The organism is Rhodobacter flavimaris (assembly GCF_021378075.1).
GTDB lineage: Bacteria > Pseudomonadota > Alphaproteobacteria > Rhodobacterales > Rhodobacteraceae > Rhodobacter > Rhodobacter flavimaris.
Window position 1 is genome coordinate 129,548 of the sequence record NZ_JAJUOS010000005.1, and the last position, 20,667, is coordinate 150,214.

22 protein-coding genes are annotated in these 20,667 nt (G+C 64.8%); 10 read left to right on the plus strand and 12 right to left on the minus strand.

The window, feature by feature from the left end:
- Positions 1-91: 91 nt before the first annotated feature.
- Complete coding sequence (locus tag LZA78_RS08415) at positions 92-844, minus strand: DUF1013 domain-containing protein (protein WP_233676490.1); 753 nt, start codon at positions 842-844, stop codon at positions 92-94.
- Between the two features lie 131 nt (positions 845-975).
- Here LZA78_RS08415 and LZA78_RS08420 point away from each other — a divergent pair, with 131 nt between their 5' ends.
- The gene (locus tag LZA78_RS08420) at positions 976-1,611 is read left to right on the plus strand and encodes a ribonuclease T2 family protein (RefSeq protein WP_233676491.1); all 636 of its coding nucleotides are present in this window, start codon (positions 976-978) and stop codon (positions 1,609-1,611) included.
- On the opposite strand, the gene LZA78_RS08425 is transcribed toward LZA78_RS08420, so the two are convergent.
- Both LZA78_RS08425 and LZA78_RS08430 read right to left on the minus strand, forming a co-directional pair.
- Positions 1,608-2,594: an NAD(P)H-quinone oxidoreductase gene (locus tag LZA78_RS08425; protein ID WP_233676492.1), complete on the minus strand. Its 987-nt coding sequence runs from the start codon at positions 2,592-2,594 to the stop codon at positions 1,608-1,610. The genes LZA78_RS08420 and LZA78_RS08425 overlap by 4 nt on opposite strands.
- Entirely contained in the window at positions 2,591-3,262 is a 672-nt protein-coding gene (locus LZA78_RS08430) for a COQ9 family protein (protein WP_233676493.1), read from the minus strand. Before LZA78_RS08430 ends, LZA78_RS08425 begins: the two co-directional genes overlap by 4 nt.
- A 106-nt stretch (positions 3,263-3,368) precedes the next feature.
- On the opposite strand from LZA78_RS08430, the gene rpsU reads away from it, so the two are divergent.
- Together rpsU and LZA78_RS08440 are read left to right on the plus strand one after the other, a co-directional pair.
- Positions 3,369-3,575, plus strand: coding sequence for a 30S ribosomal protein S21 (gene rpsU, locus LZA78_RS08435; protein ID WP_011748553.1), 207 nt, complete (start codon positions 3,369-3,371; stop codon positions 3,573-3,575).
- 126 nt (positions 3,576-3,701) lie between these two features.
- Entirely contained in the window at positions 3,702-5,150 is a 1,449-nt protein-coding gene (locus tag LZA78_RS08440; RefSeq protein ID WP_233676494.1) for a TrkH family potassium uptake protein, read from the plus strand.
- On the opposite strand, the gene LZA78_RS08445 is transcribed toward LZA78_RS08440, so the two are convergent.
- Positions 5,147-5,605, minus strand: a complete 459-nt coding sequence (locus LZA78_RS08445) for an Lrp/AsnC family transcriptional regulator (protein ID WP_233676495.1) — start codon at positions 5,603-5,605, stop codon at positions 5,147-5,149. The two genes, LZA78_RS08440 and LZA78_RS08445, sit on opposite strands and share 4 nt — an antisense overlap.
- A 149-nt stretch (positions 5,606-5,754) precedes the next feature.
- Here LZA78_RS08445 and ald point away from each other — a divergent pair, with 149 nt between their 5' ends.
- On the plus strand, positions 5,755-6,873 hold the full coding sequence (gene ald / locus LZA78_RS08450) for an alanine dehydrogenase (protein WP_233676496.1): 1,119 nt from the start codon (positions 5,755-5,757) through the stop codon (positions 6,871-6,873).
- Between the two features lie 53 nt (positions 6,874-6,926).
- Here the strand turns inward: ald and mscL are convergent, their stop codons facing one another.
- Entirely contained in the window at positions 6,927-7,349 is a 423-nt protein-coding gene (mscL, locus tag LZA78_RS08455; protein ID WP_233676497.1) for a large conductance mechanosensitive channel protein MscL, read from the minus strand.
- Positions 7,350-7,475: 126 nt separating this feature from the next.
- Between mscL and LZA78_RS08460 the strand changes: the two genes are divergently transcribed.
- Positions 7,476-8,171 (plus strand): glutathione S-transferase N-terminal domain-containing protein, encoded by a 696-nt coding sequence (locus tag LZA78_RS08460; RefSeq protein WP_233676498.1) that lies wholly within the window; start codon positions 7,476-7,478, stop codon positions 8,169-8,171.
- Positions 8,172-8,174: 3 nt separating this feature from the next.
- On the opposite strand, the gene LZA78_RS08465 is transcribed toward LZA78_RS08460, so the two are convergent.
- From LZA78_RS08465 to LZA78_RS08480, 4 genes are all read right to left on the minus strand, one after another.
- Positions 8,175-8,546 carry a hypothetical protein gene (locus tag LZA78_RS08465; RefSeq protein ID WP_233676499.1) on the minus strand — a complete coding sequence of 124 codons (372 nt, stop codon included), beginning with the start codon at positions 8,544-8,546 and terminating at the stop codon, positions 8,175-8,177.
- 71 nt (positions 8,547-8,617) lie between these two features.
- The gene (locus tag LZA78_RS08470) at positions 8,618-9,409 is read right to left on the minus strand and encodes an inositol monophosphatase family protein (RefSeq protein WP_233676500.1); all 792 of its coding nucleotides are present in this window, start codon (positions 9,407-9,409) and stop codon (positions 8,618-8,620) included.
- Positions 9,410-9,469: 60 nt separating this feature from the next.
- Positions 9,470-10,672, minus strand: a complete 1,203-nt coding sequence (locus LZA78_RS08475) for an MFS transporter (RefSeq protein WP_255697306.1) — start codon at positions 10,670-10,672, stop codon at positions 9,470-9,472.
- A 74-nt stretch (positions 10,673-10,746) separates the two neighbouring features.
- Positions 10,747-11,652, minus strand: a complete 906-nt coding sequence (locus tag LZA78_RS08480; RefSeq protein WP_233676501.1) for a LysR family transcriptional regulator — start codon at positions 11,650-11,652, stop codon at positions 10,747-10,749.
- 91 nt (positions 11,653-11,743) lie between these two features.
- On the opposite strand from LZA78_RS08480, the gene metF reads away from it, so the two are divergent.
- The gene (metF, locus tag LZA78_RS08485; RefSeq protein WP_233676502.1) at positions 11,744-12,610 is read left to right on the plus strand and encodes a methylenetetrahydrofolate reductase [NAD(P)H]; all 867 of its coding nucleotides are present in this window, start codon (positions 11,744-11,746) and stop codon (positions 12,608-12,610) included.
- Between the two features lie 92 nt (positions 12,611-12,702).
- Positions 12,703-13,194, plus strand: a complete 492-nt coding sequence (locus LZA78_RS08490; RefSeq protein WP_233676503.1) for a PaaI family thioesterase — start codon at positions 12,703-12,705, stop codon at positions 13,192-13,194.
- On the opposite strand, the gene LZA78_RS08495 is transcribed toward LZA78_RS08490, so the two are convergent.
- A complete protein-coding gene (locus LZA78_RS08495) occupies positions 13,096-14,274 on the minus strand; it encodes a T6SS phospholipase effector Tle1-like catalytic domain-containing protein (protein WP_233676504.1) in 1,179 nt (392 codons plus the stop codon). The genes LZA78_RS08490 and LZA78_RS08495 overlap by 99 nt on opposite strands.
- A 120-nt stretch (positions 14,275-14,394) precedes the next feature.
- On the minus strand, positions 14,395-15,540 hold the full coding sequence (locus tag LZA78_RS08500; RefSeq protein ID WP_233676505.1) for a type III PLP-dependent enzyme: 1,146 nt from the start codon (positions 15,538-15,540) through the stop codon (positions 14,395-14,397).
- Between the two features lie 226 nt (positions 15,541-15,766).
- Between LZA78_RS08500 and LZA78_RS08505 the strand changes: the two genes are divergently transcribed.
- From LZA78_RS08505 to LZA78_RS08515, 3 genes are all read left to right on the plus strand, one after another.
- Positions 15,767-16,198, plus strand: coding sequence for an Lrp/AsnC family transcriptional regulator (locus LZA78_RS08505; RefSeq protein WP_233676588.1), 432 nt, complete (start codon positions 15,767-15,769; stop codon positions 16,196-16,198).
- 149 nt (positions 16,199-16,347) lie between these two features.
- Complete coding sequence (locus LZA78_RS08510; protein ID WP_233676506.1) at positions 16,348-19,509, plus strand: valine--tRNA ligase; 3,162 nt, start codon at positions 16,348-16,350, stop codon at positions 19,507-19,509.
- Positions 19,509-19,844: a DnaJ family domain-containing protein gene (locus LZA78_RS08515; RefSeq protein WP_233676507.1), complete on the plus strand. Its 336-nt coding sequence runs from the start codon at positions 19,509-19,511 to the stop codon at positions 19,842-19,844. The genes LZA78_RS08510 and LZA78_RS08515 overlap by 1 nt, the downstream gene beginning before the upstream one ends.
- Here the strand turns inward: LZA78_RS08515 and LZA78_RS08520 are convergent, their stop codons facing one another.
- Entirely contained in the window at positions 19,845-20,630 is a 786-nt protein-coding gene (locus LZA78_RS08520) for a crotonase/enoyl-CoA hydratase family protein (RefSeq protein WP_233676508.1), read from the minus strand. It abuts the gene before it with no gap.
- Positions 20,631-20,667: the final 37 nt, after the last annotated feature.

The following is a 20,667-nucleotide window of genomic DNA, read 5'->3' on the forward strand; positions in this document are numbered from 1 at the left end:
AAAGGCGGCCTTCGGGCCGCCTTTTTTCTTGGCCAGCGCGCAAAGAAAAAGGCCGCCCGAGGGGCGGCCCTTGTGTTCGGTGTGGCGAGGATCAGTTGTCCTCGTCATCCTCGTCATCATCGCCATGCGGCAGGTTGAAGAAGCTGTCCGCATCCGAGAAATCCTTGGGCTCGGCCTTCTCTTCATCGCCACCGCCCAGGGTGAAGTTCTCAAGCCCCGCGATCGCGGTCGGCAGGCGCGGCTCGGTCGCCATGCCAAGCGACTGCTCGGTCGAGACCAGCTTGCGGCGCTCGTCATCGCTCATCACGCCTTCGGCGGCGCGCTTCTTGGCGGCTTTCTGCACCTCGGAATCCAGCTCCGACTGGCGGCACAGTCCAAGCGCGACCGGGTCGATGGCGGTCATGTTCTGGATGTTCCAGTGCGTGCGCTCGCGGATCGAGGCGATGGTCGGCTTGGTGGTGCCCACCAGGCGCGCGATCTGCGCATCGGCGAGTTCGGGGTGGAACTTGACCAGCCACAGGATCGCGTTCGGGCGGTCCTGACGCTTGGACAGCGGGGTGTAGCGCGGGCCGCGGCGCTTGTCTTCGCCCACGGCGGCGGCGTTGAACTTGAGGCGCAGCTTGTAGCCCGCGTCAGCCTCACCCTTGTCGATCTCTTTCTGGTCGAGCTGGTTCGAGGCGATCGGGTCGAAGCCTTTCACACCGGCCGCCACGTCGCCATCGGCGATGCCCTGCACCTCAAGCTCGTGCATGCCGCAGAAATCCGCGATCTGCTTGAAGGTCAGCGTCGTATTGTCCACCAGCCACACGGCGGTTGCCTTGGACATCAGGGGCTTGTTCGTCATCGGAGCCATCCTTTACAAATCTCTCCCGTGCCGAGAAACCGGCTGCGGCCTAGGTTTTTCCCGGCCGCGGTCCATTTCTGGTGGGGAATTGAGCCGTATATAGTGCCGAAAACGTCCGGAGAAAAGAGAAAATGCAGGGTTTCGCGCTGGCCTGCCTGATGCTGTGGCCCCTGACCGCATGGGCCGAGGGCGAACGGGCAGGCGATTTCGACTATTACGTGCTCTCGCTGTCCTGGGCGCCGGGCTGGTGCGCGACCGACGGCGCGGGCCGCGATGCCGCGCAATGCGATCCGGCGAATGACGCGACCTTCGTGCTGCACGGGCTCTGGCCGCAATATGAAACTGGCTGGCCCAGCTATTGCCGCACCAGTGCCCGCGATCCCTCGCGCGCGCAATCGGCAGCGATGGAGGATGTGATGGGCTCGGATGGGGCGGCCTGGTATCAGTGGAAAAAACACGGCCGCTGCGCGGGGTTAAGCGCCGAGGAATACTACGCCACCGCCCGCGCGGCCTATGAGAGCGTGACGATCCCCGAGGTCTTCTCGCGCCTCAACCGCGACATCCGCCTGCCCGCTACCGTGGTCGAAGAAGCCTTCCTTGAGGCCAACCCCAGGCTGACCCGCGACCAGATCACCATCACCTGCAAGTCCGGGCGGCTTCAAGAGGCGCGGGTCTGCCTGACCAAAGGCCTGGAGCCCCGCAGATGCGGCACGGATACGATCCGCGACTGCACCATGCGGGACGCGCTGATGGAGGCGGTGCGTTAACGCACCTTCAGCACGATCTTGCCGATATGAGCGTTGCTTTCCATGCGGGCATGGGCGGCAGCCGCCTCGGCCAGCGGGAATTCGCTGTCATGGATCACCCGCAGCTTGCCCGCGTCAATCATCGGCCAGACCCGCCCGCGCAGCTGCGCCGCGATCTCGGCCTTGGCGGCGTCGGATTGCGGGCGCAGGGTCGAGCCGGTGATCGTCAGCCGACGCAGCATCACCTGGGCAAAGTTGATCTCGGCCTTGGGACTTTCAAGGAAGGCGATGAAGACTATCCGCCCGTCATCCGCCATCGCCTTGATATTGCGCGCGATATAGCTTCCGCCGACCATGTCGAGGATCAGGTCGGCCCCACCCTCGGCGCGCAGAACCTCGACGAAATCCTGCTCACGGTAGTTGATCGCGGTGGCGCCCAGATCGGCGCAGGCGGCGCATTTCTCGGCCGAGCCGGCGGTGGCGAAGACTCGCGCGCCAAGCGCCGAGGCAATCTGGATCGCCGTCGTGCCGATACCGGACGAGCCGCCATGCACCAAGAACCGCTCGCCCGCCTTCAGCCCGCCGCGCATGACGATGTTGGACCAGACGGTGAAGCAGGTTTCGGGCAGGCAGGCGGCGTCGCGCAGGCTGACGCCCATGGGCACCGGCAGGGCATGGACAGCAGGCGTCACGACATATTCGGCATAGCCGCCGCCGGGTAGCAGCGCACAGACCGGATCGCCCACTTGCCAGCCCGCGACGTCGGGTCCAAGGGCCGCCACGCGCCCAGAACACTCCAGCCCCGGCAGGTCCGACGCACCGGGCGGCGCCTTGTAGGCGCCCGCGCGCTGCAAGGCATCGGGGCGGTTCACCCCGGCATAGGACACCTCGATCAGGATCTCGCCCGGCCCCGGCATCGGCACGGCGCGCGTCGTGGTCTTGAGCACCTCGGGGCCGCCCGGAGCGGTGATCTCGACCGCCGTCATCATCTGCGCCAGAGTCATTTATCGCCTCCCGTCCGGCCTGGCAGATCCGGCGCCGTGGGCGCCCTCAGCGCCCCCAGAAAATCCTTCACCAGGGGCAGGCCCATGACCTTGCCCTTGACCTTCTCGAACTGCATCACGTTCTCGATCCGGTGATCGAGGAATTCGCGCGTCTCACGGTGATCCTCGCTCTCGTCGCCCAGCCAGAACAGCACCGTCGCCGAATAGACGCCCGAGAGCGTCAGGCGCTTGGTGTACCAGTTGAAATCCTCGCTCGAGTCGCCAAGCGCGCGCCAGATCCGGTCCGAGGTTTCCCAGATCAGCTTGCTGCCCGTCGCGGCATGTTGCGGCAGCGCGAAGAGTGCCGCGCCCCGGCGCACCATCTCGCGGTCGGCCACCTCAAGACGCATCTGCACCGCGGCGGCGATCTTGTCGCGGAACTTGAACCCGGTGAAATCTCCGGCGGCAATCGCGGCCTCCATCGCGCGGTCCCCCGCCCGGTGATAGGCCACCGCCAGATCGACCGCGCCACGCGGGCAGACCACGCGCGCCAACCCCGGATCGACGCCCAGATCGGCCACCGCAGCCTTGAACGCGGGCTCCGACCAGCCATCGAAGGGCACGTGCGGCTCGATCGCGGCAAGCAGTTCGGCCTGTAGCCGGTCCACGTCCAAATGGTCGTTTTTCATGGAGTTTTTCCTTCCGCGCGGGCAGTAGACAAAGCGGGGCTTCCCTGCTATATGGCCGCTTCCTGCACTCTGATGCAACTCTAACTTAGGAAGGTGGTGACACCACATGCAGGTCAGCGTTCGCGACAACAACGTCGAACAGGCGCTTCGTGCTCTGAAGAAAAAACTTCAGCGCGAGGGGGTTTTCCGTGAAATGAAGCTCAAGCAACATTTCGAGAAGCCTTCGGTCAAGAAAGCGCGCGAGAAAGCTGAAGCCGTCCGTCGTGCCCGTAAACTGGCACGGAAGAAGGCCCAGCGCGAAGGCGCTCTCTAAGCACCTGAAAATGCTGGCGGTTTATCCGCAACAATCAACCCCCATGGCCCCGCCATCGGGGGTTTTTTGGTGCTCACGCGGTCGTGAATTGCGCTTATGCCGCGCCCGCACACAGGCTCTCGCATCATGCCCGATTTCGGCCCTGTCTTTCACCATCTAGGACTGATTCTGCTGGCGCTCGGGGTCACCATGCTTGCCCCCGCTGCGCTGGATTTGTCGCTAGCGGATCCGAACTGGGCGCAAGTATTCGAGGCCGCAATCATAACGATTCTCTTTGGTGCGCTGCTGGCGCTGGCCTCCCGGGTGGACCGCGGCAAGGGCCTGTCGCTGCGCCAGGCCTATCTGCTCACCGCTGCGATCTGGGTGATCGTGCCCGCGTTCGGCGCGTTGCCCTTTATTCTGGGCAAACCCGACGTCAGCTATACCGATGCCTATTTCGAGGCAGTCTCGGGGATCACCACCACCGGCTACACCGTGTTCCTCAAGCTTGAGGAGCTGCCGAAATCGGTCGTCCTGTGGCGCGGGATGCTGAACTGGATGGGCGGGCTGGGGATCGCCTTCGTGGCGATGATCTTCCTGCCGGTGATGCGCATCGGCGGGATGCGCTACTTCCAGACCGAGGGGTTCGACACGCTGGGCAAGGTGCTGCCGCGCGCCCGCGATATTGCGATCTCGCTGCTACAGATATACTCGGGCCTGACGCTTCTGTGCGCGCTGATCTTCCTGCTGTGCGGGATGCCGGCGCTTGATGCGGTGATCCATGCCATGGCCGCCATCGCCACGGGTGGCTTTGGCACATATGACGCGAATTTCGCAATCTGGTCGCCCGCCGCGCAATATGCAGGGCTTGTCTTCATGCTTCTGGGCGCGATGCCCTATATCCGTTTCTTCCAACTGGTGCAGGGGCAAGCCAAGCCGCTCTGGCGCGACTCGCAGGTCCGCGCCTTCCTGCGCTGGTTTGCCTATTTTTGCGTGATGATGTCGGCCTACCGCGCGATCCGCGAGGATATCGCCTTCGAGCAGGTTTTTCGTGAAACCGCGTTCAACTTTGCCTCGGTGCTGACCGGCACCGGTTTCGGCGTTTCCGGGATCGAGGCTTGGGGGCCCTTCGCGCTGGTGCTGGCCTTCCTGCTGGGGCTGGCGGGTGGCTGCACCGGGTCCAGCTCGGGCGCGCTGTCGGTGTTCCGGGTGCAGGTGGTTTTCGCCGCGATCGGCACCAGCATTCGTCAGCTGCACTCACCCCACCGGGTGATCCAGCCACATTACGACGGCAAGGCGCTGGACGAGACAACGCTTTACCCACTGATGCTGCATGTCACCGGTTATATCCTGACGCTCGGCGTGCTCTCGGTCGCGATGTCGATGGCCGGTGTCGATCTGACCTCGGCGCTGTTCGCGATCTGGGGCTGCATCGGAAATATCGGTTTCGGCATCGGGCCGATGGTTACGCGCACCGGAACCATGGTCGATTTCAACGACACGGCGACCTGGCTGATGACGCTGGCGATGCTGCTGGGGCGGCTTGGGCTGCTTGCGATCCTGGTGCTGGCCCTGCCGCGCTTCTGGCGCGACTAGACCGGCAGCGCGGTTGTCTTGAACACGGTGCGCAGCGCAAAGCTCGACTGCATCCCCTGCACACCCGGCAACCGTGCGAGCTTGGCGCGGTGGATGCGCGCGAAATCCTCGGTATCCTCGGCCACGACCTTCAGCAGATAATCGGCCGAACCCGCCATCAGGTGGCACTCCAGCACATCGGGGATCTTCTTGACCTCGCGCTCGAAGGCCTCGAGCACCTCATCGGCCTGCCCAGATAGGGTGATCTCGACAAAGACCGTGGTCGGGCGCCCGAGCTTGCGGGTATCAAGCAGCGCCACATAGTCGCGAATATAGCCCTCTTCCTCCAGCCGCTGCACCCGGCGATGGCAGGCCGAGGCCGAGAGGTTCACCCGCTCGGACAGTTCCGCGTTAGAGATGCGGCCCTGCTTTTGCAGCACGGTCAGGATTCGGCGATCTGTGGCGTCAAGCGTCATGATTGCGCAATTTTCTCCGGTCAAAATCAGGATACCCAGAAGATATCGCCTCAAACCACCCGGAATCGCAACAGGAATTCAACACAATTGCGGCAAAAAGCGCGCAGGATCGTCCACATGCAGATCTCAGGATCCAGGGAGGATACCAAATGAAAATCGGATGCGTGCGCGAAATCAAGCCGCAGGAATTCCGCGTCGGCATGACGCCGGGCGCGGCCACCGAGGCTGTTGCGAACGGCCATGAAGTGCTGATCGAGGCGGGCGCGGGCATGGGCTCGGGCTTTGCCGATGCCGACTATATCGAGGCAGGCGCCAAGATCCTGCCCGACGCTGCGGCCGTCTTTGCCGAGGCCGACATGATCGTGAAGGTCAAGGAGCCCCAAGCCGTCGAGCGCGCAATGCTGCGCCCCGGCCAGATCCTGTTCACCTACCTGCACCTGGCCCCCGATCCGGAGCAAACCAAGGACCTGATCAAGTCGGGCGCCACCTGCATCGCCTATGAAACCGTGACCGACCGCAACGGCGGCCTGCCGCTGCTGGCGCCGATGTCCGAGGTCGCGGGCAAGCTGGCCCCGCAGGTCGGCGCCTACACGCTGCAAAAGGCCAATGGCGGCCGCGGCGTGCTGATGGGCGGCGTTCCGGGCGTGGCCCCGGCCAAAGTCGTCGTGATCGGCGGCGGCGTGGTGGGCACTCATGCGGCCCGAGTGGCTGCCGGGATGGGCGCCGATGTCACCGTTCTTGACCGCTCGCTGCCGCGCCTGCGCCAGCTTGACGACATGTTCGGCAAGACCTTCCGCACCGCCTATTCGAGCCGCGCCACCACGGCCGAGCTTGTCTCGCAGGCCGACATGGTCATCGGCGCCGTGCTGATCCCGGGCGCCGCGGCGCCCAAGCTGGTGACGCGCGACATGCTCAAGACCATGAAGCCCGGCGCAGTCATCGTCGATGTCGCGATCGACCAGGGCGGCTGCTGCGAGACCTCGCGCGCCACCACCCACCAGGATCCGATCTACGAGGTCGATGGCGTGATGCATTACTGCGTGGCGAACATGCCGGGCGCGGTTGCCCGCACCTCGACGCTGGCGCTTGGCAACGCGACGCTGCCCTTCATGCTGGCGCTGGCCAACAAGGGCTGGAAGCAGGCCTGCTACGAAGACCCGCACCTGCTGGCCGGTCTGAACGTGCACGCGGGCCACATCACCTGCCCGCCGGTGGGCGAGGCGCTCGGGATGCCGTTCATCACGGCGCACGAGGCCCTGTCAATCTAAGCAAAAGGCCCGGTCAAACGACCGGGCCTTTTCATTCCAGCGATCCACGCGACTTACTTTTGCAGCGCGTCGCGGATTTGCAGCAGAACCTCCAGCTCGGTCGGGCCTGCGGGCGCGGCGGGCGCGGGTTCCTCGGGCGGGTTGGCCGCGTCCTTGATGCGGTTGACCGCCTTGACCAGCAGGAACACCACGAAGGCGATGATCAGGAAGTTGATGACCGCCGTGATGAAGGCGCCATAGGCGAAGACCGGCGCACCGGCATCGCGCGCGGCGGCCAGCGAGGCGAACTCACCTTCGCCCAGGTTCACGAAGAGGTTGGAGAAGTCGATCCCGCCGGTGACCACCCCGATGATCGGGTTGATCAGGTCCGAGACCAGCGAGGTCACGATCGCGGTAAAAGCCGCGCCGATGATGATACCAACGGCCATGTCCATGACATTGCCCTTGGCGATGAAATTCTTGAACTCTTTGATCATTTCTTGCCCCTGAACAGTGCCGCGTCGTTTGGTCGCGACCCGTAAGGGGTAGCATGATTCCAATCCGACTGCATCTTTACCGTAGGGGGAATTTCGCGCCTCGCATCCCCGCGTCAGGAGGTTTTCATGTTCGACCTTGCCCGCCATCCCGTCACGCAACGCTGGCCCGCAACCGATCCAACGGCGATCCAGCTGTATTCGCGCCCCACCCCGAACGGGGTCAAAGTGTCGATCATGCTAGAGGAACTCGGGTCGCCCTATGAGGCGCATCACATCCGCTTCGAGGAGCGCGAGCAATTCTCGCCCGAGTTTTCCGCGCTCAACCCGAACAACAAGATCCCCGCGATCATCGACCCGAACGGCCCCGGCGCGCAGCCCCTGACCCTGACCGAGAGCGGCGCGATCCTGATCTACCTCGCCGAGAAGACCGGGCGCCTCATGCCCGCGCAGGACCGCTATCCGATCCTGCAATGGCTGATGTTCCAGGTCAGCTTCGTCGGCCCGATGTTTGGCCAGCTGGCCTACTATCACACCGGCGCCGGACGCGAGATCGAAGACCCGCGCGCCAAGGAACGCTTCCGCGCCGAGGTCGAGCGCGAACTCAAGCTGCTGGATGCCGCGCTTGAGGGGAAAGACTGGATCGCCGGGGAATACTCGATCGCCGATATTGCCATTGCACCCTGGCTGCGCGCACTGCGCGACGGCTACAAGGCGGCGGATATCGCGGGATGGGATCAGCTGCGCAATGTGCCCGGCTATCTCGACCGGTTCCTGGCCCGCCCGGCAGTACAGCGCGGGCTGAACACGCCCCGGCGCGACTAACGATCAGCCGGGCATCGCCTGACGCAGCCGGCCACGGGCCTGAGCCATCCGGGCCCGGGCGCGGTCACGCTCATCGGCATGGAAGGCGCGCTCCAGCGGCAGGGTTTCCTCAAGCGAGGCCAGATCGTCGCGCAATGCGGCAAGGGCAGATTGCAGCGTCTCGGCCTCGGTCGCCCCTGCCTGCTCCTGCAAGGCAGCGCATTCGCCCAAAAGCGTCCGCAGGGCGGCCACACGCCCCATGACCATGGCCTCGGCCGCCGCGCAACGCGCCATGTCACCGGCCGCGCGTGACAGCTCTTCCACCGCTGCGTCGATTGTATCCTCGGGCAGCGCGAAGGCCTGCCCCACGCCAATCCAGTTCACCTCACCCGTCATCGTTCCCCCGCAGATCGCTTCTGCGGGCAGGCTCTCAGATCAAAGTGAACAAGTGGTGAACGGTAGCCCGATCAGGCGGGTTGGCGCAGAATCTTGCACATGGGCTCGAACATCTCGGCATTGGCCGCGATGACCGAGCCGCTTTCGAAGATGTCGCGCCCCTCGCGCACCGGGCCGATGAAACCGCCGGCTTCCTTCACGAGGATCAGGCCCGCAGCCATATCCCACGGGTTGATGCCGCGCTCCCAATAGCCTTCGTAGCGGCCCGCGGCCACATAGGCGAGGTCAAGCGCCGCCGAACCGAAGCGACGCACACCGGCGCAGACCGGCATCAGGCGCGCAAGGTCTTGCAGCGTCGCGGGCAGGGTCGATTTACCGCCGAAGGGCACACCAGTCGCAAAGATCGCCTCGATCATGTTGCGGCGGCCCGAGACGCGCAGGCGGGTCTCGTTCATAAAGGCGCCAAGGCCCTTCTCGGCGTAATAAAGCTCATCCTTGGCCGCGTCGAAGATCACCCCGGCGACAACCTCGCCCTTGTGCTCAAGCGCGATCGAGACCGCCCAATGCGGCAGGCCGTGCAGGAAGTTGGTGGTGCCATCGAGCGGATCGACGATCCAGCGGCGGGTCGGGTCTTCGCCGGCGTCCTCGCCGGTTTCCTCACCCAGCCAGCCATAGGACGGGCGGGCGCCGCGCAGCTCTTCCTTGATGATGCGCTCGGCCTCGCGGTCGGCTTTCGACACGAAATCCCCCGGACCCTTGGACGAGACCTGAAGGTTCTCGACTTCGCGGAAGTCCTTGACCAGCGAGCGGCCAGCCTTGCGGGCTGCCTTGATCATCAGGTTGAGGTTTGCGCTGCCTTGCATCGGGGGGCTCCTTTGGCTCAAGGGCTCGCCATACACAAGGCGCGCCGAGATTCCAAGGGGTCAGCTGCCGGTGATGAACTCGGATCGCTTGGGCAGAAGGATCGTCAGCACCCCCATCGCGGGCAGGACCGAGCAGATCAGGTAAACCGTGCGGATGCCGTAGTGGTCGGCCAGCACACCAAGCGCCGCCGCAGCGATCCCGCCCATGCCGAAGGCAAGCCCGAAGAAGATGCCCGCGACCATGCCCACCCTGCCCGGCAGCAGTTCCTGCGCGAAGACGACGATGGCCGAGAAGGCCGAGGCGAGGATCAAGCCGATCAGCACCGACAGCACCCCGGAGGCCACAAGCCCCACATGCGGCAGCGCCAGCGTGAAGGGCAGAACGCCCAGGATTGATATCCAGATCACGGTCATCGGGCCCCAGCGGTCGGCCACCGGCCCGCCCAGCACCGTCCCCGCCGCCACCGCGCCAAGGAACAAGAACAACATCAGCTGCGCCGTGCGGGTATCCACCGCGAAGGTCTCGATCAGGTAGAAGGTGTAATAAGAGCTAATTGAGGCCATGTAGATATTCTTGGTGAAGGTCAGGAAGGCCAGCACCGACAGCGCCACGACGACACGATTGCGCGGCAGCGGCAGGGTCTTGTCGCCCGCCCGGCGCACGCGGTTGCCCAAAACGCCGCCATACCAGCGGCTGACGCGCACCAGAACCGTGCCCGCGATCACCGCCAGAATGCCGAAGAGCGCAACCGACCCGCGCCCCAGCGGCAGTACGATGAAGGCCGCAAGCAAGGGCCCGATCGCCGTGCCGAAATTGCCGCCGACCTGAAACACCGATTGCGCCAGCCCAAAGCGCCCGCCCGAGGCCAGACGTGCCACGCGGCTGCTTTCGGGATGGAAGATGGCCGATCCGATGCCGATCAGCATCGCGCCCAAGATCAGCACCGGGTAGCTGGGCGCGAAGGCCAGCACCAGCACCCCGAAGAAGGTCGAGGCCGAGGCCACCGGCAGCGACCATGGCTGCGGGCGCGCATCGGTGAAAATCCCGATGGCGGGCTGCAACAGCGAGGCAGTGCCCTGGAAGGCCAGCGTCATCATCCCGATCTGCCAGTAATCGAGCGCGAAATCCGCCTTCAGCATGGGATAGATCGCCGACAGCATCGACTGCATCACATCGTTGAGCATGTGGCACAGGCTGATCGCGATCAGGATCGGGAAGACGGTCGCGCTGGCGGCGCGGGTCGGCTGCGGAATGGCGGTCATCGGAATGTCCCTCGGATTGCAACCGATGTAGGACGCACACGCCCCTTCGTCACGCACAGAATTGTGCGGATACATCAGGCCCGCTGGAGCTTGACCGGTTCGGTCCGCGCCAGACGCAGGAAATGCGCCATATAGGGTTCGGTCGCGTCTTCCTCGCGCGTGGCGGCGTAAAGGCGCTTGGTCAGGCCCTTCTCGGTCACCGGGCGGGTGATGTAGTCGGGCTGGTATTTTACCTCGCGCAGCACCCAGTCGGGCAGCACGGCCACCCCGCGCCCCGAGGCCACGAGCATCAGGATCACGGTCGTCAGTTCCACCTTGCGATGGGCTTTCGGCTCAACCCGTGCGGGGGTCAGCAATTGCGTGAACACGTCCGAGCGCGCGCGGTCCACCGGATAGGTGATCAGTGTCTGATCCGCGAAATCCTCGGCCACCACATAGGGCTTGGCGGCAAGCGGGCTGTTCGAGGCGGCGATGAAGGTGGGCGAGTAATCGAAAAGCGGGTTGAAGACGATGCCCTCGATCTTTTCCGGGTCGGAGGAGATCACCAGATCGACCTCTTCGCGCGCCAGCGCGGGCAGCGCGTTGAAGGCAAGGCCGGGGCGGATGTCGATGTCGATCTCGGGCCAGGCGCGGCGGAACTGCTCTAACACCGGGAAAAGCCAGTCGAAACAGGCGTGGCATTCGATGGCGATATGCAGCCGTCCGGCACGGCCCTTGCGCAGGGCGTCGAATTCCTGCTCGACCGCGTCGATCTCGGGCAGGATGCGTTCGGCAAGGCGCAAGAGCTTCATCCCCGCCGCCGACAGCCGCAGGGGCTTCGAGCGGCGCACGAACAGCTCGACCCCGGCCTGATCCTCAAGCCCCTTCACCTGATGCGACAGGGCCGACTGGGTGATGTGCAGAATATCCGCCGCGCGCGCGAGGCCGCCGGCATCGTGGATCGCCTTGATCGTCCGCAGGTGTCGAAACTCAAGATGCATCTTGTTGTGCGCCTCATAACCTTCTTGAGGATTATGAATTTGTCTCACATCCCAGAATCAGGCACAAGGGGCGCAACGAAAGGATACCATCATGACCACGCCGAAGATCAGCTTTGAGTTCTTCCCGCCGCAGACGCTGGATGCGTCGTTCCGCCTGTGGGAGACGGTGCAGATGCTGGCTCCGCTGCAACCGAACTTCGTGTCGGTCACCTATGGCGCGGGCGGCACCACCCGCAAGCTGACCCATGAGGCGGTCGGCACCATCCACAAGAACTACGGTCTGAACGTCGCCGCGCACCTGACCTGCGTTGACGCCACCAAGGCCGAGACGCTGGAGATCGTGAATTCCTACGCCGAGGCCGGCGTGACCGAGATCGTGGCGCTGCGTGGCGATCCGCCGAAGGGCTCGGCCGGTTTCGTGCCGCATCCCGAGGGTTTCGCGTCGTCGGTCGAGCTGATCGAGGCGCTGGCCGCTGATGGTCGCTTTGCCATCCGCTGTGGTGCCTACCCCGAGCCGCACCCGGAAGCCGCCGACACCTTCGCCGATGTGCGCTGGCTCAAGCGCAAGGTGGAAGCCGGAGCGACCTCGGCCATCACCCAGTTCTTCTTCGAGGCCGAAACCTTTTTCCGCTTCCGCGATGCCTGCGAGAAGGAAGGCATCAACGCCAAGATCATCCCGGGCATCCTGCCGATCCAGTCCTGGAAAGGCGCCAAGGGTTTCGCACAGCGCTGCGGCACCTCGATCCCGGCTTGGGTGGAAGAGGCTTTCGAGGCCGCGACCCGCGACGGGCGCGAGCAGCTGCTGGCCACCGCGCTCTGCACCGAGCTTTGCGACGACCTGATCCGTGGCGGCGTGGACGACCTGCATTTCTACACGCTGAACCGCCCGCAGCTGACCCGCGACGTGTGTCACGCGCTTGGCGTGGCCCCGGCAGCGGTGCTGGAAAACGTTGCCTGAACGGTCGTGACGTAACGGAACTTGCGCAAGGGGGCTTCGGCCCCCTTTTCGCTGTCCGCCCGCAGGTTACCCTGCGGCAAAGGGAGAACCACATGACCGATCCGCTGTTTGCCGAAGACCCCGCCGATTTCCTGTCGATCGAGGCGATCCGCGAGGTCTCGGGCCTCGAATACATGCGCAAGATGATGGCGGGCGAGGTGCCCACCACGACCTTCGCGCGCAGTGCAAACTACCGGATCAGCGCGGTCGAGAAAGGCCGCGTCGAGGTGACCGGCACGCCGCTTCTCCAGCATTCGAACGCTTTCGGCGGGGTGCATGGCGGCTGGTATGGGGTGATCATGGACACCTGCATGACCTGCGCCATCATCACCGGCCTGCCGCGCGGGCAGTATCAGACCACGCTCGAATACAAGGTCAACATGCTGCGCGCGATCCCCATCGGCGCCGAGATCGTCGGCATCGGAGAACTGATGCACATCGGTCGTTCAACCGGAGTCGCCCGGGGCGAGATCCGCGGCGTCGCTGACGGCAAGCTCTACGCCACCGGTTCGACCACCTGCTTCATCATGGGCGACCCGATCTGATCCGTCGGAGCGGCGGCGCAGGACCGAGGGCAACAGGATCGTGCGCCAGTTTCGCTGCGATCCGACGGCGCTTTCGTGGATACGCTCGGACGGGTCGCGGCCCACGACGCGCGGTGCACGGAACAGGAAGAACCGCCCCCAGCTGCGCCACGACCCGACTGACGGGGCCTGCGGATCGGTCGGGAATTCCTCTTGCCAGCCCGAGGGCAGCGTCAGGCCCAGCGCCTCGGCGCGCTCAAGCATCCACACGAGCGGGATATTGGCCAGCGGCCGCGCTGCCTCGAAGCCGTTAAGCTGCCCGCCGATATCGCCGTGGCTGCCACGGAACCAGACCTGCTCGATCCGGTCGGCGCCGCTTTCCTCGGTGCCCCAGATCAGGGGTTCCAGCACCGAGCGCGTCTCATCCAGCGCAAGCGCCTGGTAGCCGTGATTGACCGAGGGGCCGAGGTTGTGGTCGTGAAAGCGGTAGCGCGGTTCGCTCAGCACCCACAGGAACGGAACCTGTATCCCAAGCGCCATGACCGTGTCGAACACGCCAACCATCTCGATATGCGTGTCGGAGTGGCAGAACTTGCGCCGAAAGACGGGCGCGACGCGGGGCGGGGTGGCGGCTTCATAATACCGCCAGGCAAGATGGACGTTGCGCTCGGTCGCGTGATCGCTGCGCAGCAGGCCCACGCGGTCGATCAGCCCGGCCAGCGAACGCACGGCAAAGCCGCCGCGCGAATAGCCCAGCAGAAAGATCCGGTCGCCGGGCCGGTAGCGCATCGCAAGCCAGCCATAGGCGCGCAGGATCTGCCAGTTTACCCCCCACCCCAGCCAGACATCGCGCAACTCGCGCCACTCGCGCCATTGCAGGCCCTTGCCATAATAAAGCGACAGCCGCGGGTTCGAGCGGCGCAGGAAGCGGTAGAGAATGCCGACCGAGGTGATGCGCTCGGGGTTGAGCGTGCCCATCGTGCCATCAAGCAGGATCACGTGATCGACAGGCTCGCGCCCATGGGCCTGCGGCGTCGCCGCGGGCTCGGCTGTGCCACGGCGCCGGAACGCGGAAAAGATGTGCTCGATCACGCCCCGCATGAGCACACCGCTTTCCGACTGAGCACGCTTTCGGACATCCCACCGACCAAATTGAAAGGACCTTACCCTTTACTATAGGGCAAGGTCCATTGCAGGTCATTTACGATGTAGTGATTAGACTTAGCCGACCAGCGACAGGGCGGTTTCGATCTCACACTGACCAAAGCCGTTGAAGCGCGTGTTCGTGGCGGTGCTGTAGGCGCCCATCCCCCTGAAAACGAGGTAATCGCCCTCGGCCAGATCGCCGGGCAGCGGCAGCTCGCCCGGAAGCCGGTCGAGCGAGTCGCAGGTCGGCCCGAAGACGACGCGGCGGATCAGCGCGGCGGTGCGCGGGCGGCCATCGGGGGCGTGGACAGCTATGCGGTCGATATTGCCGATCTGCGGCATCTCCGTGAGGTTGCCGTAAACGCCGTCATTGAGGAAGACATGCGCCTCGTCGCGCAGCGCCTTGACGCGGGCGATCAGGCTGAAGGACTCGGCCACCATGCCACGGCCCGGCTCGCAAACCAGGATCGGGCGGTCGGCGCCGAAGGCCTCGGTCGCGACACGGTCGATCAGGGCGAAGATGTCTTCGAGCGCAGGGGACAGCGCCTGCTGGCGATGGCTGGGGAAGCCGCCGCCGACGTTCAGCCGGTGCGCCTTGACGCCCGCCTCGGCGCAGATCGTCGCGGCGGCGCGGATATAGGTGTCCCAGGCCATCGGATCGGTGCATTGCGTGCCGGGGTGGAACGTTAGCGAGGGGATGAAGCCCGCCGCCGCCGCACGGCGCAGCAGAAGCGCCGCGACATCGGCGGTTGCGCCGAACTTGGCGCCGAAGTTATAGGCTGCGCCCTCGACCGGCAGCTTGAAGCGCACCGAGATCTCGCAGCCCGCGGTCGGCACCATGGCGATCAGCTTGTCGAGTTCCGAGACGGAATCGACCGACCAGGTCTTGACCCCGGCGGCGACGGCATGGGCGATCTCGTCGCGGCCGCGCACCGGGTTGTGGTAATGCAGCGCCGCACTGGGTGCGAGGCGACGAACGAGGTCGATCTCCCATGGCGAGGCCACGTCGAAGCCCGTCACCCCCGCCGCGGCGAGGTTCTGGATCACCATCTCGTCGGGGTTCGATTTGACCGCATAGGTCACGACCCCCGGAAAACCCTTGATAAAGCGCCGGGCAGTCGCCTGCAGCGCGGCCGGTGCGAAAACCAACACCGGATGGTCCGGCCGCTTGAGCCGGATGACCTCGGCAGGATTTGCCCAGATCGTGTTCGTCAGTCCCATTGGTTTCTCCCTTACCCAATGAGCGGCCGCCTTCTTCTGCCCCTGATCGGGTCGGAGGGCGCCTACGCGTTTCAATCAAGCCCAGGAGGGTGCGTTCGATCCGCCCTCGTCCTGTTCCTTTTATGCTGCGGCAGATGCTGTACAATCTCACCGATCAAATGGGTATATTTGCCGGAAAATCTCGTTATAATGACGAAACTTTCGGTCATGTTTTCAGGTGCAGATGATGGATGAGCTGGATCAGGCGATTATCGGGCAGCTGTCCTCGGATGCGCGGATGTCGCTATCAACGCTGGCGCGGCGGTTGAAGGTGGCGCGCTCGACGGTGCAGGCGCGGCTGGAGCGACTGGAGACGAGCGGCGTGATCGCGGGCTATACCGTCAAGCTGGGCGAGGCCGCGCGGGCGGGACGTCTGCGCGCCAGCGCCCTGCTGGAGATCGAGCCCCGCGCCCAGGCCGCAATCCTGAGCCGCCTGAAATCCATCCCCGAGGTCGAGCGCGTCCTGACCACCTCTGGGCGGGTCGACCTGTTGCTGCAACTGGCGGTGAGTTCGACCCAGCAGCTGGACAAGGTGCTCGACGACATCGGGGCTATTCCGGGGGTGCAAGGCACCGAGAGCCTGATCCATCTGTCGACCAAGCTTGACCGCGCGGTCTGAGGGCACGGCCGGGGGCTTCGCGCCCCCGGACCCCCGCGGGGTATTTTCACCACATTGAAGGGGCGCCGGGCGCTTGGCCCATGCGGGAAAGGCTTTTCCTTGTCTGGCCTGCGCGCTAAAGAGCCTCAAGCCGAATGAGGACGTGACCGATGACGATGGAAAAGACCTTCGATGCGCGCGAGGCCGAGCCGCGGATCTATGCGAAATGGGAAGAGGCGGGGGCCTTCAAGGCGGGGGCCAATGCCTCGCGTGAGGAAACTTTCTGCATCATGATCCCGCCGCCGAACGTCACCGGTGCGCTGCATGTGGGCCATGCGTTCAACAACACCATCCAGGACATCCTGGTCCGCTGGCACCGGATGCGCGGCTATGACACGCTCTGGCAGCCCGGGCAGGACCACGCCGGTATCGCGACGCAGCTGATGGTCGAGCGCGAGCTGGCGAAATCGGGGCAGAAGCGCACCGATTTCAGCCGCGAGGAGTTTCTGGGCAAGGTCTGGGAATGGAAGGGCAAATACGGCCAGACGATCATCAACCAGCTCAAGCGGCTCGGGTCGTCCTGCGACTGGTCGCGCAACGCCTTCACCATGTCGGGCGCCCCGAACGCACCCGAGGGCGAAGAGGGCAATTTCCATGACGCGGTGATTAAGGTCTTCGTGGACATGTACAACAAGGGGCTCATCTACCGCGGCAAGCGGCTGGTGAACTGGGACCCCCATTTCGAGACCGCGATCTCGGACCTTGAGGTCGAGAACATCGAAGTTGCCGGTCACATGTGGCACTTCAAATACCCGCTCGCGGGTGGGGCGACCTATACCTATGTCGAGAAGGACGCCGAGGGGAACGTGCTCTTTACCGAAGAGCGCGACTATATCTCGATCGCCACGACCCGCCCCGAGACGATGCTGGGCGATGGCGCGGTGGCGGTGCATCCCTCGGACGCGCGTTATGCGCCGATCGTGGGGATGCTGTGCGAGATCCCCGTGGGTCCGAAGGAGCATCGCCGCCTGATCCCGATCATCACCGACGAATACCCCGATCCGACCTTCGGCTCGGGTGCGGTGAAGATCACCGGCGCGCATGACTTCAACGACTACCAGGTGGCCAAGCGCGCGGGCCTGCCGCTTTACCGGCTGATGGACACGCGCGGGCAGATGCGTGCGGATGGCGCGAGCTATGAGGACTGCGCGACCCGGGCGATGGAAATCTCGCGCGGGGCCACGTTCACCGAGGCAGAGGTCGATACGCTGAACCTGGTGCCCGAGGAGCTGCGCGGCCTTGACCGTTTCGAGGCCCGCAAGGCCGTGGTCGAGGCGATCACCCGCGAAGGTCTGGCCGTGATGGTGCCCGCCACCGATCCGCGCCTTGGCAAGGCGGCGGGTAAGCCGCCGGTTGACAGCGAGGAAGGCGGCGACGAGCGCGACGAGGAAACCAGCCTTGTGGCACTGGTCGAGGCCAAGCCGATCATGCAGCCCTTCGGCGACCGCTCGAAGGTGGTTATCGAGCCGATGCTGACCGACCAGTGGTATGTCGATGCCGAGAAGATCGTGGGCAAGGCACTGGACGCGGTGCGCAATGGCGATACGGTGATCCTGCCCGAGGCTGGCGAGAAGACCTATTACCACTGGCTGGAGAACATCGAGCCCTGGTGCATCTCGCGCCAGCTCTGGTGGGGGCACCAGATTCCAGTGTGGTATGGGCTCGACCTGTCGGCGCCGGGTTTCAAGGATGATGAGGGCGACGGCGCGCTCGATGAGGTGGAACTGGGCCGCCTGTTGCAGGAAGGCGGAATGCTTCACCGCAATGACGTCTACCACTGCGCCGCCGGTTTCGGCGACGTGGTCGAGATGTTCCGCGACGACATTGCCGACATTCCGACCCCGCTCAACCATGCGCGCATGATTGAGGTGGCCGACAAACAGGCCGCAATCGAGGCCCTGGCATCAAGCCTGGCGGATTACGCCGTAAGCCAGGACCCGACGCATCTGGTCTATCCGGTTTGGCGCGACCCGGACGTGCTCGACACCTGGTTCTCCTCGGGTCTTTGGCCGATCGGTACACTTGGCTGGCCGAACTGGGATCAGAGCACCTCGAAATACTTCCCGACCGATGTGCTGGTGACCGGTTTCGACATCCTGTTCTTCTGGGTCGCCCGGATGATGATGATGCAGCTGGCCGTGGTCGATCAGATCCCGTTCCACACCGTTTACTTGCATCAGCTTGTCCGCGACGAGAAGGGCAAGAAGATGTCGAAGACGGCGGGTAACGTGATCGACCCGCTCGAGATCATCGACGAATACGGCGCCGACGCGCTGCGCTTTACCAATACTGCGATGGCGGCGCTTGGTGGGGTGCTCAAGCTCTCGAAGGACCGAATCGCGGGTTATCGCAACTTTGGCACCAAGATCTGGAACGCGACCCGCTTTGCCGAGATGAACGGCGTCTTCGAAGGCCCGGCCCCGGCCGGCATCCCGCAGCCCACGCATACCGTGAACCGCTGGATCATCGGCGAAACCGCCAAGGTGCGCGAAACCGTCGATGCGGCCTTCGCGGCCTATCGCTTCAACGACGCGGCGCAGGCGCTTTACGGCTTTGTCTGGGGCAAGGTCTGCGACTGGTATGTCGAATTCGCGAAGCCGCTTTTTGACGGAGAGCAGGCCGAGGAAACTCGCGTGACCATGCGTTGGGTGCTTGAGCAGTGCTACACCATGCTGCACCCGATCATGCCCTTCATCACCGAAGAGCTGTGGGAGCTGACCGCGCCGGAAGGTGGCCGTGCCAAGATGCTGGTGCATGGCGACTGGCCGAGCTACGGCGCCGAGCTGGTCGATGCCGAGGCCGACCGCGAGATGAACTGGGTCATCGACCTGATCGACACGATCCGCTCGTCGCGCACGCAGATGGGCGTGCCGGTGGGCCTCAAGCTGCCGATGGTTCTGGCCGAGGCCGACGAGGCCGCCCGCGCCGCCATTGCCCGCAACGAGGCGCTGATCCTGCGTCTTGCGCGCGTCGACTCGGTAACCGAGACCGCGATCCCGAAGGGGGCGATCTCGATCCCGGTCGTGGGCGCGCTGTTCGGCCTGCCGCTGGAAGGCGTGATCGACATTCAGGCCGAGAAGGCGCGGCTCGAGAAATCGCTGGCCAAGCTGGAGAAAGAGGCTGGCGCGCTGCGGGGCCGCTTGGGCAATCCGAAGTTCATCGAGAACGCCTCGGAAGAGGTGATCGAGGAGGCCCGCGACAACCTTGCCGCCCGCGAGGAAGAGGCCGCCAAGGTCGCCGCCGCAGTCAAGCGCCTGGCGGAGCTTGGCTGATGGCAAGCTGGCTTGAGCGTCTTGCGGAACGGCGGATGCTCAAGGCGCGTGCCGAAGGCCAGCTTGAACGTCTAGAGGGGGAGGGCAAGCCCCTCCCCGACCGCTCGGGCGAGGCGCATCTGTCGGCGGGCGAGGCCGTGGGCTTTCGCATGATGGCGGCGGCGGGTGTGCTGCCAGAGGAGATTGTCCTCAAGAAACAGGTCGAGGCGGCCCGCGTGGCCTATGCCGCGGCCAAGGGAACCGAGGGTGCGAAAGCCGCGATGTCACGGCTTTCCGAGTTGATGATGAAACAAGCCATCGCAGAAGAGGCGCGGCGCAAGTTTCTCAAGGGGTGATCAGGCGAAGGCCGGAGCGCGCCCCTGAAGATTGGCCGCGACAACCTCCATCTGGTCCGGTTTGCCGATCAGATCGACCTGCTCGCGGCTTTCGGCCAGCAACACCTGTGCGGCAGGCGCGCTATAGGCCGTCGCGATCAGACGCTTCGCCGCCCGGATGGCCGAGGGGCTGCGCGCGGCAATCGCCTCGGCCAGTTGTGAGGCGCGGGCGAATGGGTCTTCGGCCAGTTCGGTCACCAGCCCCCAGTCGAGCGCCTGACGCGCCTCGATCTCTTCGGCGCTATAGGTCAGGCGGCGCAGCACGTCGGGGCGTACCAGTTCGGGCAGCGTGACCATGCCGCCCATGTCGGGGATCAGGCCCCACTTCATTTCCATGATCGAGAGGCGTGTCGCGGGTGCGGCCACGCGAATGTCTGCGCCCATGGCCAGCTGGAAGCCCGCGCCAAAGACCACACCATGCAGCGCGGCGATCACCGGCACCGGCAGCGCGCGCCAGATCAGCGAGAATTGCTGGAAGCGGTTCGCCTCGCCATGGCTGCGGGGCATGATCAGCTCTTCGGCGCCGCCCATGGCGAGGCGCGCGAAGTTCGACACATCAAGCCCGGCGCAGAACGCCCGCCCCTCGCCTACCAGCACCACAGCACGCAGGTCGGGCATTGCAGCCAGTTCCTCGCCTGCCGCGATCATCTCTTCGATCATGTCGAAGGTGACGGCGTTCATCTTTTCGGGACGCGAGAGCGAGACATAGGCGATGCCGCCCAGAACTTCGATCGTGACAGTGGCCATGGGGTCCTCCTCTTTGACCCCAATATAAGGGCCGCCC

Excerpts from the sequence above, each read along its gene's own strand:
- LZA78_RS08415 (WP_233676490.1), bottom strand. The coding sequence starts at position 844 with ATGACGAACAAGCCCCTGATGTCCAAGGCAACCGCCGTGTGGCTGGTG.
- LZA78_RS08420 (WP_233676491.1), top strand. The coding sequence starts at position 976 with ATGCAGGGTTTCGCGCTGGCCTGCCTGATGCTGTGGCCCCTGACCGCA.
- LZA78_RS08425 (WP_233676492.1), bottom strand. The coding sequence starts at position 2,594 with ATGACTCTGGCGCAGATGATGACGGCGGTCGAGATCACCGCTCCGGGC.
- LZA78_RS08430 (WP_233676493.1), bottom strand. The coding sequence starts at position 3,262 with ATGAAAAACGACCATTTGGACGTGGACCGGCTACAGGCCGAACTGCTT.
- rpsU (WP_011748553.1), top strand. The coding sequence starts at position 3,369 with ATGCAGGTCAGCGTTCGCGACAACAACGTCGAACAGGCGCTTCGTGCT.
- LZA78_RS08440 (WP_233676494.1), top strand. The coding sequence starts at position 3,702 with ATGCCCGATTTCGGCCCTGTCTTTCACCATCTAGGACTGATTCTGCTG.
- LZA78_RS08445 (WP_233676495.1), bottom strand. The coding sequence starts at position 5,605 with ATGACGCTTGACGCCACAGATCGCCGAATCCTGACCGTGCTGCAAAAG.
- ald (WP_233676496.1), top strand. The coding sequence starts at position 5,755 with ATGAAAATCGGATGCGTGCGCGAAATCAAGCCGCAGGAATTCCGCGTC.
- mscL (WP_233676497.1), bottom strand. The coding sequence starts at position 7,349 with ATGATCAAAGAGTTCAAGAATTTCATCGCCAAGGGCAATGTCATGGAC.
- LZA78_RS08460 (WP_233676498.1), top strand. The coding sequence starts at position 7,476 with ATGTTCGACCTTGCCCGCCATCCCGTCACGCAACGCTGGCCCGCAACC.
- LZA78_RS08465 (WP_233676499.1), bottom strand. The coding sequence starts at position 8,546 with ATGACGGGTGAGGTGAACTGGATTGGCGTGGGGCAGGCCTTCGCGCTG.
- LZA78_RS08470 (WP_233676500.1), bottom strand. The coding sequence starts at position 9,409 with ATGCAAGGCAGCGCAAACCTCAACCTGATGATCAAGGCAGCCCGCAAG.
- LZA78_RS08475 (WP_255697306.1), bottom strand. The coding sequence starts at position 10,672 with ATGACCGCCATTCCGCAGCCGACCCGCGCCGCCAGCGCGACCGTCTTC.
- LZA78_RS08480 (WP_233676501.1), bottom strand. The coding sequence starts at position 11,652 with ATGCATCTTGAGTTTCGACACCTGCGGACGATCAAGGCGATCCACGAT.
- metF (WP_233676502.1), top strand. The coding sequence starts at position 11,744 with ATGACCACGCCGAAGATCAGCTTTGAGTTCTTCCCGCCGCAGACGCTG.
- LZA78_RS08490 (WP_233676503.1), top strand. The coding sequence starts at position 12,703 with ATGACCGATCCGCTGTTTGCCGAAGACCCCGCCGATTTCCTGTCGATC.
- LZA78_RS08495 (WP_233676504.1), bottom strand. The coding sequence starts at position 14,274 with ATGCGGGGCGTGATCGAGCACATCTTTTCCGCGTTCCGGCGCCGTGGC.
- LZA78_RS08500 (WP_233676505.1), bottom strand. The coding sequence starts at position 15,540 with ATGGGACTGACGAACACGATCTGGGCAAATCCTGCCGAGGTCATCCGG.
- LZA78_RS08505 (WP_233676588.1), top strand. The coding sequence starts at position 15,767 with ATGGATGAGCTGGATCAGGCGATTATCGGGCAGCTGTCCTCGGATGCG.
- LZA78_RS08510 (WP_233676506.1), top strand. The coding sequence starts at position 16,348 with ATGACGATGGAAAAGACCTTCGATGCGCGCGAGGCCGAGCCGCGGATC.
- LZA78_RS08515 (WP_233676507.1), top strand. The coding sequence starts at position 19,509 with ATGGCAAGCTGGCTTGAGCGTCTTGCGGAACGGCGGATGCTCAAGGCG.
- LZA78_RS08520 (WP_233676508.1), bottom strand. The coding sequence starts at position 20,630 with ATGGCCACTGTCACGATCGAAGTTCTGGGCGGCATCGCCTATGTCTCG.